Annotated in this window: 17 protein-coding genes; 11 read left to right on the top strand and 6 right to left on the bottom strand. The window is 75.4% G+C overall.

What is annotated here, in order from left to right; all coding sequences use genetic code 11:
• Positions 1-853, top strand: an 853-nt coding sequence (locus tag ACFWDO_RS05130) for a GlxA family transcriptional regulator (protein ID WP_380346826.1), incomplete at its 5' end; no start/stop codon positions are given.
• A gap of 36 nt (positions 854-889) precedes the next feature.
• Here ACFWDO_RS05130 and ACFWDO_RS05135 read toward each other — a convergent pair.
• Entirely contained in the window at positions 890-1,507 is a 618-nt protein-coding gene (locus tag ACFWDO_RS05135; protein WP_380314740.1) for a TetR/AcrR family transcriptional regulator, read from the bottom strand.
• Between the two features lie 114 nt (positions 1,508-1,621).
• Between ACFWDO_RS05135 and ACFWDO_RS05140 the strand changes: the two genes are divergently transcribed.
• From ACFWDO_RS05140 to ACFWDO_RS05150, 3 genes are all read left to right on the top strand, one after another.
• Positions 1,622-2,332: a DUF981 domain-containing protein gene (locus ACFWDO_RS05140; protein WP_380314743.1), complete on the top strand. Its 711-nt coding sequence runs from the start codon at positions 1,622-1,624 to the stop codon at positions 2,330-2,332.
• Positions 2,333-2,400: 68 nt separating this feature from the next.
• Entirely contained in the window at positions 2,401-3,324 is a 924-nt protein-coding gene (locus ACFWDO_RS05145) for an NADP-dependent oxidoreductase (protein WP_380314746.1), read from the top strand.
• A gap of 71 nt (positions 3,325-3,395) precedes the next feature.
• Complete coding sequence (locus ACFWDO_RS05150) at positions 3,396-4,538, top strand: M24 family metallopeptidase (RefSeq protein ID WP_380314749.1); 1,143 nt, start codon at positions 3,396-3,398, stop codon at positions 4,536-4,538.
• A 23-nt stretch (positions 4,539-4,561) separates the two neighbouring features.
• On the opposite strand, the gene ACFWDO_RS05155 is transcribed toward ACFWDO_RS05150, so the two are convergent.
• Complete coding sequence (locus ACFWDO_RS05155) at positions 4,562-5,434, bottom strand: siderophore-interacting protein (protein ID WP_380314752.1); 873 nt, start codon at positions 5,432-5,434, stop codon at positions 4,562-4,564.
• A 92-nt stretch (positions 5,435-5,526) separates the two neighbouring features.
• Here ACFWDO_RS05155 and ACFWDO_RS05160 point away from each other — a divergent pair, with 92 nt between their 5' ends.
• From ACFWDO_RS05160 to ACFWDO_RS05170, 3 genes are read left to right on the top strand one after another with little or no spacing between them, the layout of a single operon-like run.
• The gene (locus ACFWDO_RS05160; protein ID WP_380314754.1) at positions 5,527-6,330 is read left to right on the top strand and encodes a DUF2599 domain-containing protein; all 804 of its coding nucleotides are present in this window, start codon (positions 5,527-5,529) and stop codon (positions 6,328-6,330) included.
• A gap of 30 nt (positions 6,331-6,360) precedes the next feature.
• Positions 6,361-6,714 (top strand): ArsR/SmtB family transcription factor, encoded by a 354-nt coding sequence (locus tag ACFWDO_RS05165; protein WP_380314757.1) that lies wholly within the window; start codon positions 6,361-6,363, stop codon positions 6,712-6,714.
• On the top strand, positions 6,711-7,211 hold the full coding sequence (locus ACFWDO_RS05170) for an SRPBCC family protein (RefSeq protein ID WP_380314760.1): 501 nt from the start codon (positions 6,711-6,713) through the stop codon (positions 7,209-7,211). Before ACFWDO_RS05165 ends, ACFWDO_RS05170 begins: the two co-directional genes overlap by 4 nt.
• A 93-nt stretch (positions 7,212-7,304) precedes the next feature.
• On the opposite strand, the gene ACFWDO_RS05175 is transcribed toward ACFWDO_RS05170, so the two are convergent.
• Complete coding sequence (locus ACFWDO_RS05175) at positions 7,305-8,072, bottom strand: SDR family NAD(P)-dependent oxidoreductase (protein ID WP_380314763.1); 768 nt, start codon at positions 8,070-8,072, stop codon at positions 7,305-7,307.
• A gap of 206 nt (positions 8,073-8,278) precedes the next feature.
• On the bottom strand, positions 8,279-9,274 hold the full coding sequence (locus tag ACFWDO_RS05180) for an NAD-dependent epimerase/dehydratase family protein (protein ID WP_380314766.1): 996 nt from the start codon (positions 9,272-9,274) through the stop codon (positions 8,279-8,281).
• A 94-nt stretch (positions 9,275-9,368) separates the two neighbouring features.
• On the opposite strand from ACFWDO_RS05180, the gene ACFWDO_RS05185 reads away from it, so the two are divergent.
• Complete coding sequence (locus ACFWDO_RS05185) at positions 9,369-9,974, top strand: HD domain-containing protein (protein ID WP_380314769.1); 606 nt, start codon at positions 9,369-9,371, stop codon at positions 9,972-9,974.
• A gap of 73 nt (positions 9,975-10,047) precedes the next feature.
• Complete coding sequence (locus ACFWDO_RS05190; RefSeq protein WP_380314772.1) at positions 10,048-11,883, top strand: DUF222 domain-containing protein; 1,836 nt, start codon at positions 10,048-10,050, stop codon at positions 11,881-11,883.
• Between the two features lie 118 nt (positions 11,884-12,001).
• Here ACFWDO_RS05190 and ACFWDO_RS05195 read toward each other — a convergent pair whose 3' ends face one another.
• Positions 12,002-13,048: a DUF2804 domain-containing protein gene (locus ACFWDO_RS05195; protein WP_380314775.1), complete on the bottom strand. Its 1,047-nt coding sequence runs from the start codon at positions 13,046-13,048 to the stop codon at positions 12,002-12,004.
• Positions 13,049-13,083: 35 nt separating this feature from the next.
• Between ACFWDO_RS05195 and ACFWDO_RS05200 the strand changes: the two genes are divergently transcribed.
• Entirely contained in the window at positions 13,084-13,563 is a 480-nt protein-coding gene (locus ACFWDO_RS05200; protein ID WP_380314778.1) for a GNAT family N-acetyltransferase, read from the top strand.
• Here the strand turns inward: ACFWDO_RS05200 and ACFWDO_RS05205 are convergent.
• Positions 13,547-14,947, bottom strand: a complete 1,401-nt coding sequence (locus ACFWDO_RS05205) for an MFS transporter (protein ID WP_380314781.1) — start codon at positions 14,945-14,947, stop codon at positions 13,547-13,549. The two genes, ACFWDO_RS05200 and ACFWDO_RS05205, sit on opposite strands and share 17 nt — an antisense overlap.
• Before the next feature lie 61 nt (positions 14,948-15,008).
• Here ACFWDO_RS05205 and eis point away from each other — a divergent pair, with 61 nt between their 5' ends.
• Positions 15,009-16,247, top strand: coding sequence for an enhanced intracellular survival protein Eis (eis, locus tag ACFWDO_RS05210; protein ID WP_380314784.1), 1,239 nt, complete (start codon positions 15,009-15,011; stop codon positions 16,245-16,247).
• Positions 16,248-16,266 lie beyond the last annotated feature (19 nt).

Here is a 16,266-nt window from a genome sequence, read left to right on the forward strand (position 1 = left end):
CGCCGACCCCTCCCCCCCCGTGCGCCCGGCGGGGGGCGTCCGCGTGCTGCCCCCCCCCACCTTCCCCCACCTCGCGGGGGGGGGGGTCCACACCCTCGTCGGGCGGGGCGCGGCCCCGGTGGCCGGCGCCCGGCACGTGCGGGCCGTCGTCGACCCCGCGCTGGTGCCGCGTGTGCGGGCGCTGGCCGACGGCGCGCGCCGCGTGACGTCGGTGTGCGTCGGTGCGCACGTGCTCGCCGAGGCGGGTCTGCTGGAGGGCCGCCGCGTCACCACGCACTGGTCCACCGCGCAGCAGCTCGCGGCCGAGCACCCGGGCGTCCGGGTCGACGTCGACCCGATCTTCGTGCGCGACGGCGACGTGTGGACCGGGGCCGGGCTCACGGCGTGCCTGGACCTCACCCTGGCGCTGGTGGCCGACGACCACGGCCAGGAGGTCGCGATGCGCGTGGCCCGCCAGCTCGTGATGTATCTCAAGCGGCCCGGCGGGCAGAGCCAGTTCTCCGTCGCGACCGACCCGCGCGCGACCACCCGCCGCGTGGACGACCTGCGCCACCACGTCCTGCAGAACGTCGCCGCGCCGCTCACGGTCGCCGAGCTCGCCGAGCAGGCGCACGTCAGCGAGCGGCAGCTGACCCGGCTGTTCAAGACCGAGCTGGGCACCACGCCCGCGGCCTACGTCGAGTCCGTCCGCGTCGAGGCGGCCCGCCAGCGCCTCGAGACCACCGACGACACCCTGGAGCGCGTCGCCGCCACCTGCGGGTTCGGCACGACCGACACCCTGACCCGGGCGTTCCGGCGCCGCCTCGACACCACGCCCGCGCAGTACCGCGCCCGGTTCCGCCTCGCGGGCTGACGCCGGCGCCCGCGACCGGCCCGAACGGGTCCGGAGTCAGCGCCAGCGCTCGAGCAGCCGCGCGACGGTGGCGGTCGCGCGGTCCAGCACCCCGTCCGTGCCGGCGGAGGCGGCCGTGAGCAGCGCCGCGTCGACGACGTGCGCCACGAGGTCGACGTCGCGCGGGTCGGCGCACGCCGCCTCGAAGCCGGAGGCCGCCAGCACGGTGCGGGCGGCGGCGAGCAGCCGGGGCCGCGAGCGCCGCATGATCGGCTGCAGGGCGGGGTCGCGCATCGCCGTCATCATCGGGTCGAGCCGCCGGGCCACGACCGTGTCGTCGACGTGCGGGGCGTACAGGACCTCGACGAGCAGCCGCGCCGTCGTGGCCGCGGAGCGCCGGCGGTGCGGCAGCGCCTCCGCCGCGGCCTGCGCGGACGCGCCGCGCAGCTCCTCCGCCGCCTCGACGGCCGCGGCGACGAGGGCGGCGCTGCTCGGGAAGTAGTAGGACGCCGAGCCCTGCGGCAGGCCCGCCGCCTCGGCGACCCGGCGGTGCGTGACGGCGCCGAACCCCTCGTCGATGAGGAGCACCGCGGCCGCCTCGACCATCCGCCGCTGCTTGTCGGCGCCGCGGTCCTGGACCATGCGCCGCCGGCGCGGCCGGTCGCTCTCCGTCACGTCGCCCATCGTAGGCGGGCTGCCGCCGCGGCGCAGGAATTATTCATACGCACGTATGGTTCTCGCGATCGACAGACCCGCCGCCGGCGGCACGAACCGAGGAGATGAACCGACATGGCCACGGAAGGCCTCGTGATCGACTGGGCGCAGATGCCCACCTACAACACCGTGATGTCCGTCGCCGTGGGCGCCGGGCTGCTGCTGCTCGTGTGGCTCGGGCGCGAGCTGCTGCGCTCGCCGAAGAAGGTCGTGGCCGAGGGGTGGGCGCTCGCCTTCGGCGTGCTGGGCCTGATCCTCACGGCCACCGGGCTGCACATGACGCTCACGTGGCCCCTGGCGGCAGGCGGCTTCCCGTTCGACAACATCATCTTCGGCGAGACGAGCCTCGCGTTCGGCGTGCTCCTGCTCGCCGCCGCGTTCTACCTCTGGACGCGCGGCAAGGAGGCCCTGGCCCGCGAGGACGCCACCGACCACCTGCGCGCCGTCGCCCGTCCGGTCTCGGTCTTCGTGCTCGGCATGGGCCTGGGCCTCGTCGCCATCGCGATCGCCGGCGTCACCTACCAGCTCTTCGCCGCCCCGCCGCAGGAGCCGATCTCGGGCGCCTTCGCTGCCTACCCGCTGGTCGAGGCGATCTTCATGTCCGGCCTCATCGCCCTGGTCGGCCTCGGCGCGATCCTCTTCCCCCTCGCGCTGCGCGACGGCGCCGGCCGCGGCCTGCGCGTCGTCGTCGGCTGGGCCTGGGGCCTCGCCGGCCTCGCGTTCCTGCTGTTCGGCGCGATGAACTTCTTCACCCACATCGGGCTCATCGTCAACACGATGGGCTGACGCCGACGTCACACCGGACGGGCCGGGCCCGCGGGAAGCCCCGCGGCCCGGCCCGTGTTGTGCGCACCATGCGAGCCATCACCTACTCCCGCTTCGGCGGCGCCGACGTCCTCGAGCTCACCGAGCAGCCCGACCCCCACCCCGGCGCGGACGCCGTGCTCGTGCGCGTGCGGGCCGCGTCCGTCAACCCCGTGGACTGGGTGGTGCGCCAGGGCCATCTCGAGGGCCTGATGGACACCCAGTTCCCGGTGATCCCGGGCTGGGACGTCGCGGGCGTGGTGGAGCAGGTCGGCCTCGACACCCCGGAGTACGAGGTGGGCGACGAGGTCTACGGCTACGTCCGCAAGGACTGGGTGCACGCCGGGACGTTCGCCGAGCTCGTGGCCGCTCCCGTGCGCACCCTGGCGCGCAAGCCCGCGTCGCTGAGCTTCGAGGAGGCCGCCGCGGTCCCGCTCGCCGGCCTCACCGCCTACCAGTCCGTGCTGCGCTCCGGCGTCCGCGAGGGCCAGACCGTCCTGGTGCATGCCGCGGCCGGCGGCGTCGGTTCCTTCGCGGTGCAGATCGCGCGCAGCCTCGGCGCCCGCGTGATCGGCACGGCGAGCGAGGCCAACCACGACTTCCTGCGCGGCCTCGGCGTCGAGCCCGTGACCTACGGGGACGGCCTGGCAGAGCGCGTGCGCACCCTCGCCCCGGGCGGCGTCGACGTCGCCCTCGACTACGCCGGCGGCGACGCCGTCGCCACGAGCGCACAGGTGCTGGCCGACGGCGGCACGATCACCTCGATCGTGGACGCCGCGGCCCGCACCGAGCACGGCGGGCACTACGTGTGGGTGCGCCCGTCCAGCACCGACCTCGAGGCGCTCGGCGCCCTGATCGACGCCGGCAAGGTCTCGGTGGAGGTGGGCCAGGTCTTCGACCTCGCCGACACCGCCGACGCGCACCGCGCCAGCGAGTCGCGGCACGGCCGCGGGAAGATCGTCGTGCGCGTCTGACGGGTGGTCGCGGGCCCGGGCGGGCCGGCGAGCCGCGTGCGGGGCGGGGCGCCGGGCGGCACGCTGGGCACATGACGCCCTTCTCCCCCGCCGTGTACGCCGACCGCCGCCGCCGGGCCGCCGCGCAGGCCGCCGCCGCCGGCCTCGCCGGGGTGCTCGTCACCCCGGGCCCCGACCTGCGCTACTTCCTCGGCTACACGCCGTCCGCGGACACCGAGCGGCTCACGCTGCTGGCCATCCCCGCCGACGGGTCCGACGCCGTCGCCGTCGTGCCGAAGCTCGAGGCGCACGACCTCGAGGTCGGCGCGGTCGGCGGCATCGAGGCCGTGGCGTGGTCCGACGGCGAGGACGAGCACGCCGTCGCCGGCCGGCTCCTGCGCCCGGACGGCCGGTACGCGATCAGCGACGCTGCGTGGGCGCTGCACGTGCTCGGCCTGCAGCGCGCGCTGCCCGCGTCGTCGTACGCGGCCGTCACGAGCTCCCTGCCGATGCTGCGCGCCGCGAAGTCGCCCGAGGAGGTCGCCCGCCTGGCCGCGGCGGGCGCGGGCGCGGACGCCGTCTTCGACGAGATCGTGCGCCGCCGGTTCGCGGGGCGCGCCGAGCGCGAGGTGTCCGACGACCTCGACGCGCTGCTGCGCGCCCACGGCCACGAGCAGGTGGACTTCACGCTCGTGTGCGCCGGGGAGAACGGCGCCGACCCGCACCACGAGGCCGGCGACCGGGTGATCCGCGAGGGCGACATGGTCGTCATGGACTTCGGCGGGCTGGCGGACGGGTACGGCTCGGACACCACGCGCACCGTGCACGTCGGGCCGCTCACCGCCCGCGAGCAGGAGGTGCACGACGTCGTGCGCGCCGCCCAGCAGGCCGGGGTCGACGCCGTCCGGCCGGGCGCCGCCTGCCAGGACGTGGACCGCGCGTCGCGCGGCGTCATCGCGGACGCCGGGTTCGGCGAGTACTTCGTGCACCGCACCGGCCACGGCATCGGCCTGACGACGCACGAGCCGCCGTACATGGTGGAGGGCGAGGAGACCCCGATCGAGGCGGGGATGTGCTTCTCCGTGGAGCCGGGGATCTACCTGCCCGGCGAGTTCGGGGTGCGGATCGAGGACATCGTCGTCGCCTTCCCCGCGGGCGTGACCGGCCTGGCCGACGCGCCCGACGCCGGTGTGCGGCTCAACACCTCGCCGCACGAGGTCGTCGTCGTGGAATGACCGGCATCCGTCGGCCGGGCGGGTCAGCTGGGCGACGCCTTGCCGTGCCGCCAGTACCCGACGAAGTCGACCTGACCCTTGGGCCAGCGCCGCTCGTTCACCAGGTGGCGGCGCACGCCCGCGGCGAGCGCCTGCTCCCCCGCGACCAGCGCGTACCCGTCGCCGGCGGGGAGCTGCTCCCCACGGACGAAGGCGAGCGCGGCGCGGCCGGGGACCTCGCCGAGCGCCGGGTCGTCGGCGGCGGCGCGATCACGCTCCACCCAACGTAGGTCGACCCCGCCCGGCACGCGGAAGTCCTGACGGTCGTCGGCGGTGGGCACCTCGACGACGGCGACGCCGCGGGCGTCGTCGGGCAGGGACTCGCAGATGCCGGCGACGGCGGGCAGTCCGCTCTCGTCGGCGACGAGGAGCCGCCACGCGCACTCCGCGGCGGGCCGGTGGTAGGCCCCCTGGTCGAGGAGGCCGACGCGGTCGCCGGACTGCGCGGACAGGGCGAACCCGGCGCCCGGCCCGAGCGGCTCGTCGCCGACGTGTGCGTCGTGGCCGTCGTGGCCGTCGTGGCCGTGCAGGACGAAGTCGACGTCGATCTCGCGCAGCTCGGGGCGCGCCGCCCGGATCGTGTAGTTGCGCACCAGGGGCCGGCGCGAGCGCGGCGTCGCGAGGTACTGCGCGTACCAGCCGAGGTTGGAGGTGCGCGTGGGGAGCGTCAGCGAGTCCTGGCCCGGGCGCGGCAGGAACAGCCGGAACCACTGGTCGTGGCCGACGAGCGTCAGGTGCTCGATGTCCTCGATGCCGAGCGTGACGCGCTGCAGGTGCGGGCCGATGCGCTTGGTCGTCACGACCTCGGCCACCAGGACGTGCGGGTCGACCGGCTTCGACAGGGTGCGGGTGCTCACGGAGGTAAGGTTAGGCGACCCTCACCTATTTGACCAGGCCCGTCTGCTCGACCGGGTCTGCCCGCCCCGCGGACGTGACGGAGACTGTGCGGGTGCACCCCCGCCCGTCGCGCGCCGCCCTCACGCTCGCCCTGCTGCTGCCGCTCGCCGCCTGCACGCCGGCGGCGCCGGCGCCCGCCGACGCGACTGCCACCTCCGCCACGGCGAGCCGGACGCCGACACCCGCACACGAGGTGCGCGTCGAGGTCGCGGCCGGCGACGTGACCCTGGAGGTCACCGTGCCAGGAGCGTCGGACGACGACCCGCGCGTCACGGTCGAGCGCGACGACGACGCGAGCACGGCGGCGGTGACGTTCGCGGCGGCGGCGCTCGGCGACGACGACGCCGGCCCGCCGCGGATCGCCCTCACCTCGGGCGGCACGCTCGCGTCCCGCCCGGACGGCAGCGTCGTCGTCCGCGACGGCGGGACCGCGGTCGGCGGGCTCTCGGCACCGCGGGGCGCGCGGTTGGTCGCGGTCGACGACACGCACCTCGAGGTGCGCGCCACCGCCGCGTCCGACGCCGAGGTGGCCGAGGACGCTGAGGACGCGGCGGGCGCGACCACCGTCCTCGGCACGGCGGGTGTGCGCTCGGCCGACTGGGGCGACCGGGAGGGCGGGCGCTCCCTGGCCGTGGACGCGACCGCCTGGGCGCGCGACGCCGGGCAGGCGGGCGTCGACCTCGTGTGGGCGGAGCTCGTCGCCGACGACCCGGAGGTCGACACGTCGACGATGCACGACCAGCTCGAGTGCCACGCGATCGGCGCGCCCGACAAGGCCACCTGGAACCTCGAGCCGTGGCGGCCCGACGTCGGCCTCGTCGCGACCATGGCGGCGCGCTGCAACCCGACCTCTTGACACATTCCGATATAGGCATACATTGAGAGGGTGGCACGCGCAGCGACGACGACGGACGCGTTCAACGCGGTGGCCGAGCCCCGGCGCCGCGAGATCCTCGACGCGCTCGCGCAGCAGGAGCGCAGCGTCGGCGAGCTCGTCGAGCTGCTCCACGTCGCCCAGCCGGTGGTCTCCAAGCACCTGAGGGTGCTGCGGGAGGTCGGGCTGGTCGAGGTCCGCGACGACGGCCGTCGTCGCCTCTACCGCGTCGACAGCCGGCCCCTGCAGGAGATCCATGCGTGGGTCGGCCGGTACGAGCGGCTGTGGGAGGAGCGGTTCGAGCTCGTCGACGGGCTGCTCGACACCCTGGAAGGCACACCGGAGACCCCAGGAGAACGATCATGACCAGCACCACCACCGGCACCGCCGTCCTGACGTTGCCGAACGACACCGACATCCAGGTCGTGCGCCGCTTCGCCGCGCCGGCCGCCACCGTCTGGCGCGTCTTCGCCGAGCCCGACCTCGTGGCCCGCTGGTGGGCCGGGCGCCGCGGCACGGTGACGAGCGTCGAGATCGACCTGCGCGTCGGCGGCGCGTACCGCTACGCCATGCAGGCCGACGGCGGGTTCGAGGTCGCGTTCCACGGCGAGTTCACCGAGATCGTCCCCGCCGAGCGACTCGCGCACACGGAGGTGTTCGAGGGCATGCCCGACGGCGACGCCGCGGCCACGCTGAACACCTACTCGTTCGTCGAGGACGACGGCGCCACCACGCTCACGCTGGTCACGCGCGCCCCGAGCCGCGAGGTGCGCGACGCCATCGTCGAGTCGGGCATGGAGGGCGGCCTGCAGGAGGGGTTCGACCTCGTCGACGAGCTGGCTGCCGGGCTCGCCGCACACTGACCCGACGCCGACCAGGCAGCTGCCACCGGTATGGGCCGAGGATCGGCGCCATTCCGGTGGCAGCTGCCTGGTCGGCGGGGGGCGGGTGCCGGGTCAGACGGCGGTGTAGCCGCCGTCGATCAGCCAGTACGCGCCGGTGACGAACGACGCGTCGTCGGACAACAGGAAGCGCACGACGCGCGCGACCTCCTCGGGCTCGCCGAGGCGGCCGAGCGGGTGCTTGGCGACGAGCGCCTCGCGCGCCTCGGCCGGGAGGCTCGACTCGACCAGCGGCGTCTTGATGTACGCCGGGCCGACGGCGTTGATGCGCAGGCCCTGCGGCCCGTACTCGGCGGCGGCGTTCTTCGTCACGCCGACGACGCCGTGCTTGGCCGCGGTGTACGCGCCGCTGCCGATGGCGGCCACCGTGCCGTGGATGGACGCCATGTTGACGATGGCGCTCTGCGCGGCGCCCTGCTCGAGCATCGCCGGTATCTGCGCACGCATGCCGTACAGCACCCCGTTGAGGTTGATACCGATCACGCGGTCCCAGTCGTCGAGGTCGGTGTCGCCGGCCGGGGCCTGCTTGCCCCCGATGCCCGCGTTGTTCACCGCGTAGTTCAGCCCGCCGAAGGTCGACTTCGCGAACTCGACCGCACGGGCCGAGTCCTCCTTCACGGCGGTGTTCGCCTCGAACGCCGCAGCCTCGCCCCCGGCGGCCGTGATCTCGTCGGCGACACGCTGCGCCGCGTCGAGGCGGATGTCGGTCACCACGACCTTCGCGCCGTGCGCCGCCAGCTCCTTGCTCACCGCCTCGCCGATGCCGGACCCGCCGCCCGTCACGAGCGCGACCCGTCCGTGGAAGCTACCGCCTGTCGCCATGTCCGTACTCCTTCGCACCACGCCCCGGCGGGCGGGGCGCGGAGTGCACGACGACGGCCCGGACGGGACGAACGACCGCCCCGTCGCCCTCGTGAGGGAAGGGGCGCTGACCCTTCGACCGTAAGCCCGACCGTGGGCACCCAGGGCCCGTTCCAGGCCGAAAGTGACGCACTACACCTGTGGCGTCAGCATCTTGGGCCGGGCCGTCATGAGCCGGCCGGCCGTAGCCTCTCCAGAACCTCGGACTCCTCCGCGGCGGTGAGCCCGGTGACCGCGGCGCCGGGTGCGGCACGCAGCCACGCGAGCGTGTCGCGGGCGGTCTCCTCCACCGGCCGCGGGGTCAGGCCGGCGGCGACCGCCGGGGCGGCGTCGTGCGCCGGCATCCCGTCGTACTCCGGCCGCGGCAGCCAGAGCGGGAGCGACCGCTCCCCCGACCACGGGCGCACGTCGGCCGCCTCGAGCCGCGCGCCGTCCGCCCACACCCAGCGCGGCTCGGCACCCACGCCGCGGGCCACCGCCGCGAGCAGGTCGCCGATCGGCGTCACCGGGCCGACGGCGTCGAACACTCCCGTCGTGCGACGCTCGGCGAGGTCGACGACCCACGCCGCGAGGTCGCGCACGTCGATCACCTGCACGGCGTCCGACGGGTCGCCGGGCGCGAGCACGTCGGCGGCGCCCTCGAGCACGCGCCCCATCCGCGCCGGCCAGTAGGCGAACCGCCCGCTGGTGTCGTCGGGGCCGACGATCAGGCCGGGACGCACGACGGCGGCCCCCGCCGCGCCCGCGCGGACCGCCTCCTCGCAGGCCACCTTCATCGCGCCGTACGCCTCGGGGCTTGATGCCGGGTCGACGTCGCGGGTCTCGGGCTCGCGCAGCGTGCCCACGCCCGGGCCGCCGGGGTCGGAGTCGTCGGCATAGACGTTCACGGTCGAGACGAACACCCAGTGCGCGGCGGGCAGCGCGGCCACGGCGCGGCGCACGTGCGACGGCGTCCGCGACACGTCGACGACGGCGTCGAAGCCCTCGTCCGCGAGCACGGCGGGGAACGGCTCCGCCCGGTCGAGCAGCACGTGCCGCACGCCCTCCGGGACCGGGCCCGAGCGACCGCGGTTGGCGGCCACCACCTCGTGGCCGCGCGCCACGGCGTCCGCCGCGACCGCCTTCGAGAGGAACACGGACCCACCCAGCACCAGGAGCTTCATGGACCCACCCTGGCGCACGCCGTCGCCCGGCGCCGGGGCCTTCCGCGCGTGGCAGAAGACGTGCCGGCCGTCGCCCGCGCTAGCCTCCGGCGGCATGACCCCCGAGGCACCGAGCGCCCTCCCGCTACCGGACGGCCTGCCTGCCACCGTGCCCGTCCGCGCCGCGTTCGAGGTCCTCGTCCGCTCCTCGCCCGCTGCGCTGGTCCACCACGCCGTCCGCTCCACCCTGCTGGCGGCCGACCTCGGACTCCGGCTGGAGCTCCCCGTCGACGACGAGGTGCTCGCCGTCGCGGGCCTGCTGCACGACACCGGCCTCACGCCCGGTTTCGACGCGCACGCCGCACCCTTCGAGGTGGCCGGCGGCAACGTGGCCTGGGCGGTCACCGCCGGCGCCGGCTGGGCCCCGGAGCGCCGCGACCGCACCGCGCGCGCCGTCGTCGACCACATGCTCGACGACGACGAGGTGCCGCCCCACGAGCGCCCGGAGGGGTACCTGCTCGCCCGGTCGACCGGCGCCGACGTCAGCGGCCGCGGCCTCGAACACTGGCCCGCGGCGTTCCGCGACGACCTCGAGGCGCGATGGCCGCGGCTCGACTTCCGCGACCTGTTCAGCGCCTGCCTCCGGGACCAGGCCGCGCGCAAGCCCTCGTCCGTCGTGGCGGCCTACGTCGCCGCGGGCGGCGCCGACCGCGTCCGCTGACCGGCCTGATCGGTTGTCCACAGATTGCCGGGAAGGTCTAGAACAGGTGTTCGAACGTCGCTAGGCTGAGGGCATGACGACGACGCTCCCCGACTCCGCGACCGGCACCTCCGCCGGCACGCCTGCGGGTCGCGCGAACGTGCCGGTGAGCCTGAACGCGGCGGCGGAGCGGCTCGCCGCGATGCCACGGTCGTGGACCCCGTCGATCAGCGAGCTGCTCGAGGAAGAAGGACGATCTGGCAGGGGCGGGCCCGGCACTGAGCCGCAGCACCCTGCCTCCTCGAAGCAGCCCTCGTTGGCCGACCTGGACCGGGTGCTCGACGAGCTCGCCGAGAACGACGCCGAGATCGCTACCCTGCACGCCCACCGCGCGGTCCTCCTCGCCCGCGCCGCCGGTCTGGCCGAGGCCCTGGAGTCCGACCTCCTGGACCCCGCCGACCCGACCGCCCGCCGGGCACCCTCCGCCCGCCGCCTCGAGCTCGCCAGACGCGCCGTCACCACCGAGATCGCCACCACCCTGCACCAGGGCGAGCACGCCACCGGCACGCTGGTCGACCACGCCGTGACCTTGACCGTCAAGGCCCCCGCGACCCTGGCCGCCCTGCACCAGGGCCGCCTGTCCTGGGCGCACGCCACCGCCATCACCAAGCACGTCGCCGACCTCGATCCCAGTGCCGCCGCACACGTCGAGCACGCCGTCCTGACAGCCGTGATCAAGCCCGACGACGCCCCCGGCACCACCACGGGCACGGTCACCTGCACGCCCACCCAGGTCGCCCGCCGCGCCCGCCGAGCCCGCGAGACCGCCCACCCCACCCCGCTCGACGTCCGCCACCACGAGGCCGCCCAACACCGCACCGTCTTCCTCGACGACGACCACGACGGCATGGCCTGGCTCGTCGCCCACCTCCCCGCACCCCTCGCGCACGCCGCCTACGACCGCCTCACCCGCACCGCCCGCCACCTCATCACCAACAATGCCACCAGCAGCGACGCCGGCCGAGCCGGTGGCACAAGCGGCGCAGGCAGCACGGGCAGCGCACGCGGCATGGGCAGTGGCCGCACCCTCGCCCAAGCCCGCGCCGACACCCTCACCGCCCTCCTGCTGGACGACGGCACCCTCGAGACAAGCACCATCAAGACCAGCACCTCCGCGACGCGCACCCCTGACACGCGCACCCCTGAGACGGGCAGCGCCGAGACGGACACCTACGACGACCCGGACTCACAGGTCGCGCACGAGCACGAGCACGAGCGGGCCACCCTGGCAACCCTGGCGCGCTCGATCCGCCCCCAGGTCACCGTCACCGTCCCGGTCCTGACGCTGCTCGGCATCACGGATGTTCCGGCCACGATGAACGGGCACATCCCCATCGACCCCGACACCGCCCAACACCTCACCGCCCTCGCCCCCACCCTGCGGCGGATCCTGACCCACCCCGAGACCGGCACCGTCCTGTCCGTCGGCCGCACCACCTACACCACCCCCGCCGACCTCAAGAACCTCATCCGCCACCGCGACACCACCTGCCGCTTCCCCGGCTGCACCCACCCCGCCACCCAGTCCGACCTCGACCACACCACCCCCTGGGCCACCGGCGGCACCACCAACGCCACCAACCTCGCCGCACTCTGCCGCCGACACCACGTCCTGAAACATCAGACGACATGGCAGGTCAAACAGGTGAACACAGCCCCCGGCACCGGCCCGCACCAGCAACCACCCGACTGGGGCGGCACCCTCGAATGGACCTCCCCCACCGGACGCCGCCACACCACCACGCCCGAGCCCATCGACACCACACGACACCGCACGCTGCCGCGGGGCCACGAGATCGAGCCGCCGGACCACGACGCCCACGACCTCCACGACCCCCACGACGTGCGGCCGGACATCCCGCCGTTCTGACCTGAGCGTCCGACCTGAGCGTCCGACCCAAGCGTCCGACCCGGGCGGCCAACCCGAGCAGCAGGTCCGAGCAGCAGCTCCGAGCAGCAGCTCCGAGCAGGGGTCCGAGCGGTTCGGCTCACCAGCGCTGCGCGACGTCCTCCGCCCAGCCGTCGAGCCGGTCGACGTCGACACGCGTGCCGTCGTCGGCGACGACCCAGCCCGACCAGGTGCCGAAGCACTGGTGGGTGGACGACGCGACGAGGCCGAGTTGGGTGCGGCTCACGCGGTCGTGGACGGGAGCGAAGGTGAGGTCCAGCCGCTCGCCGCGCACGCGCCACGGCTGGGTGTACGCGGCCGTGTCGAAGGTCCAGTCGAGCTCATCGTGGATCTTGTGGAGGAGTCCGTCGACGAAGACGCCGTTCTCGGTGGTCGGGCCGGGCCGGGTCCAGGTGCCGCCGAGCTGCAGCGCCACCTCGTGCTCGGCGCCGGCGGCGTCGACCCCGCGGCCGAGGCCCACGCCCCACTGCCACGCGGCGCGGTACGGCCACCGCCCCCGCCCGTGGTCCAGCACGGCCCACGACCCTTCCGGCAACGCACGCTCGAGGCCGTCCACGGTGAGCCGGCCGGCGGCCGGCCGCCCGACGTCCTTCGCCGTGTACTGGAACCGCCGCTGAGACCAGGGCACCACCACCCCGAGCAGCTCCCGGCCCGCCGGGCGGGCGACGGTCACGTCGAGGTCGACGCGGGCCGTCCGGGCCCGCAGGCGCGTGCCGCCGGGCTCCTCGTCCACCGCGATCGCGACGGCGCGCGTGCGCGACCGGACGGGGCCATCGCCGAGCCGCCCGGGCAGCGTGGCCGAGCGGTTCAGCGGCGCGATCGCGACGGCGTCGACCTCGGCCCCGGAGGCGCGGTCCCACACCCACACCTGGTGCAGGGCGGCGTAGTCGAGCGCCGACGTCGTGAGCGCGACGACGTGATCGGGCGTCACGACGGCCCAGTACTCCCACCGCTTGTTCCGCCCGCGCCCGCGCAGGCCGCGCCCGACGCTGGACGTGTCGTGCAGGGGCCCGCGCGACCACCCCACGGCCTCCGGGTTCAGACGCCCGTCGGGCCGACAGAGCGCCACGTCCGCACGGACCTCGCGCTCGCCCGCCTGCTGGGTCCCGTGCTTGTGCTCTGCCACACGGCGAGGGTAGCGGTGCCTGCTACCGTCCGGGCGTGCCCGACTCCCCCGCCGCCGGCTCCCCCACCACACGCGTCACCTTCCGTACCGCCACCCGCGACGACCTGCCGCGGGTCGTCGAGCTCATCGCCGACGACGCCGTCGCCGCCGCCCGCACCGGCTCGTACGGCCCGGCGCACGTCGCCGGGTTCGAGGCGATCGAGGCCAGCCCCAACGACGAGCTGGTCGTCGCGGAGCTGGACGGCGCGGTGGTCGGCGTCATGCAGCTGACGTTCGTGCCCGGCATCTCACGCAACGGCGCCACCCGGCTGCTGGTCGAGGCGGTGCGCGTCGACGCATCGCTGCGCGGCCAGGGTCTGGGCCGGCTGCTCATGGAGCACGCGCACGAGCGCGGCCGCGAGCGCGGCTGCGTGCTCGCCCAGCTCACGTCGGACAAGCAGCGTCCCGACGCGCACCGGTTCTACCGGTCGCTCGGGTACGCGCAGTCGCACGAGGGGTTCAAGCTGCCCCTGTGACATCGGGGGCGGGCCGGCGCACGTCGCGGATGCCCACCATGCTCACCAGGCCGCCGAGGACCAGCAGCCCCGCCGTGACGACCAGCGCCCGGTGGAACGACGCGACGTCGAGCACCTCGCCGAGGATCACGCCGGCGAACGCGACCGTCAGCAGCCCGGCGACGCGTGAGACGGCGTTGTTGACGGCCGAGGCGATGCCGGCGTCCGCGGGCGGCGCGGCGCCGAGGATCGCGGCGGTGAGCGGCGCGACCGTGATCGACAGGCCCAGGCCGAACACCAGCAGCCCCGGCAGCACCTGCGTCACGTAGGCGGCGTCCTCGTCGATGGCGAGCAGCAGCAGGTACCCGGCGCCCGCGACCATCGGGCCCACCGTCATGAACCACCGCGCCCCGTACCGGGCCGCGAGAGTGCCGAACCGCGTGGACAGCGCCAGCATCGCGAGCGTGGAGGGCAGCTGCGCCACCCCCGCCGCCGTGGCCGAGTAGCCGGCAACCTGCTGCAGGAACAGGCCCAGCACGAAGCCTCCCAGCGACAGCGCGCCGTAGACGGCGAACGTGGCGGCGTTGCCCCACGCGAAGTTCCGCGCGGCGAACAGCCGCGGCGGCATCATCGGGTCGCGCGCCCGCCGCTCGTAGACGACGAACGCCACGAGCAGCACGACGCCGAGACCGGCGGCGGGCCAGACCCGCTCGATCAGCCCGTACACGCCGGCCGCGAGGCCGGTGGCGGCGAGCAGCGCGCCCGGCACGTCGAGCCGGCGCCCGGTGGTCTGGTGCACCTCCGGGACGGGGCGCAGCAGCACGAGCGTCACGACCACCACCGGCAGGTTGATCCAGAACACCCACCGCCACGACAGCAGGTCGACCAGGCCGCCGCCCACGAACGGGCCGACGATCATCGCCGTCCCCGTCCATGCCGTCCAGCGCCCGATGGCGCGGCCCTGCGACTCGCCGTCGAAGGTCGAGATGATCAGCGCCAGCGAGCTCGGCACCAGCAGCGCGCCCGCCACGCCCTGCAGCAGCCGGGCGCCGACGAGCACCGGCCCGGTCGGCGCGAGGGCGCACAGCACGGAGGCCGCCGCGAAGCCCACCAGCCCGGCGACCAGCACGCGCCGCCGCCCGTAGAGGTCCGACAGCGAGCCCGCGAGCAGGATCAACGAGCCGAGGGTGACCAGGTAGCCGTCCACCACCCACTGCTGGAGGCTGAGCCGCGCCGCGCCGGCCCCGCCCAGCTCGTCCCCGATGGCGGGCAGCGCCACGTTCACCACGGTGCCGTCGAGGAACGACACGAACGACGCGAGGATCGCGACCACCAGCACCCGGGCACGCAGCCGGGCCTGCGTCGCGTCGGGCACGGGCGCGTCTGGCACCGAGGACGGGCTCACCGGTTCACGGTACGGCGCAATACCGGTGACGCGCCGGTCGCGCCACGCTAGCGTCGCCGCCGTGAGCAGCGACACCAGAGAGTTCCGGCGTACGACCATCGCCGACGTCCCCGCGTCACGGCGCCTCGGGGCGGAGGCCTTCGGCGTGCCGGAGACCCCGCTCCCGGACCCGGATCCCGCCTCGTGGCCGCTGCCGAACATCCGGCCGTGGGTCGCGACCGACGACGGCGAGGTCGTCGCGGGCCTGGGCGTGCGCTCGTTCACGTCGTGGTTCCACGGGACCAGGCTCCCGACGGCCGGCTTCGCCGGGGTCACCGTCGCGGCCGAGCAGCGCGGCTCCGGCCTCGTGCGCCCGCTGATGACGGCCGCCCTCGCGGAGGCCCGCGCGCTGGGTGACGTCGTCTCCACCCTCTACCCGTCCTCCGCGGGGATCTACCGCGGGCTGGGCTACGAGGTGATCGGCGCGTTCGAGGAGGTCGACGTGCCGATGGCGGCGCTCGCCGCGGTCCCCCCGCCGGCCGCCGGCGTGCGCGCACGCCGCGCCACCGCCGACGACGTGCCCGCCGTCCGGCGCGTGTACGAGGCGTGGGCGTCCGCGCAGAACGGGCCCCTGTCGAGGGCGGAGGAGCCGTTCGCGATGGAGGCCGACGACCTGGCCGGCCCGGACGCCGAGTACACCGGCGTCACGCTGGCGGTGCGGGGCGGCGGCGAGGCCGAGGAGGTGCTCGGCTTCGCGAGCTGGTCGCGCGGCCAGGGCTACGACCGCACCACCGCGATCGAGGTCGACGACCTCGTCGCCCTCACGCCGGACGCCGCCCGCGCGCTGTGGCGGGTGCTCGGCTCGTTCTCCGCGGTCATCGGGTCGGTGCGGGTCTGCACCTCCGGCGGGTGGTCGGGCCTCGACCCCTCGCGCCTCGTGCTGCCCGACCACGCGGCCACGTCCGCGCCGCGGCCGTACATGCTGCGCCTGCTCGACGTCCCGGGCGCGCTGGGCGCGGGCCGCGTGGCTCCGTTGACGGCCCGCGTGCCGTTCGCCGTGGCCGACCCCCGCACGCCCGACCTCGAGGGCGCGTGGACCCTGGAGGCCGCCGACGGCGCGGTCCGCGTGCTGCCCGACGCCGACGCCGTCCCGGGCGACCGTCCGACGTTCACGTCCGGAGGACTGGCCCAGTCGTGGGCCGGAGCGCAGTCGGCCGCGAACGTGCGGCTCGCGGGCGGGCTGAGCGGCCCCGACGCGCACGACGCCGTCTGGGACGCCCTCTGGGGCGGCCGCCAGGTGCACGTGCGCGACTACTTCTGACCCGACTCTCGCTGCCCGC

Origin of the sequence: Isoptericola sp. NPDC060185, assembly GCF_042728595.1 — a bacterium.
In the GTDB taxonomy this organism is placed as follows: Bacteria; Actinomycetota; Actinomycetes; order Actinomycetales; family Cellulomonadaceae; genus Isoptericola.

Coding starts and splice junctions, on each gene's coding strand:
- ACFWDO_RS05175 (WP_380314763.1), bottom strand. CDS start 8,072: ATGGCGACAGGCGGTAGCTTCCACGGACGGGTCGCGCTCGTGACGGGC.
- ACFWDO_RS05185 (WP_380314769.1), top strand. CDS start 9,369: ATGACCCCCGAGGCACCGAGCGCCCTCCCGCTACCGGACGGCCTGCCT.
- ACFWDO_RS05140 (WP_380314743.1), top strand. CDS start 1,622: ATGGCCACGGAAGGCCTCGTGATCGACTGGGCGCAGATGCCCACCTAC.
- ACFWDO_RS05145 (WP_380314746.1), top strand. CDS start 2,401: ATGCGAGCCATCACCTACTCCCGCTTCGGCGGCGCCGACGTCCTCGAG.
- ACFWDO_RS05180 (WP_380314766.1), bottom strand. CDS start 9,274: ATGAAGCTCCTGGTGCTGGGTGGGTCCGTGTTCCTCTCGAAGGCGGTC.
- ACFWDO_RS05150 (WP_380314749.1), top strand. CDS start 3,396: ATGACGCCCTTCTCCCCCGCCGTGTACGCCGACCGCCGCCGCCGGGCC.
- ACFWDO_RS05190 (WP_380314772.1), top strand. CDS start 10,048: ATGACGACGACGCTCCCCGACTCCGCGACCGGCACCTCCGCCGGCACG.
- ACFWDO_RS05170 (WP_380314760.1), top strand. CDS start 6,711: ATGACCAGCACCACCACCGGCACCGCCGTCCTGACGTTGCCGAACGAC.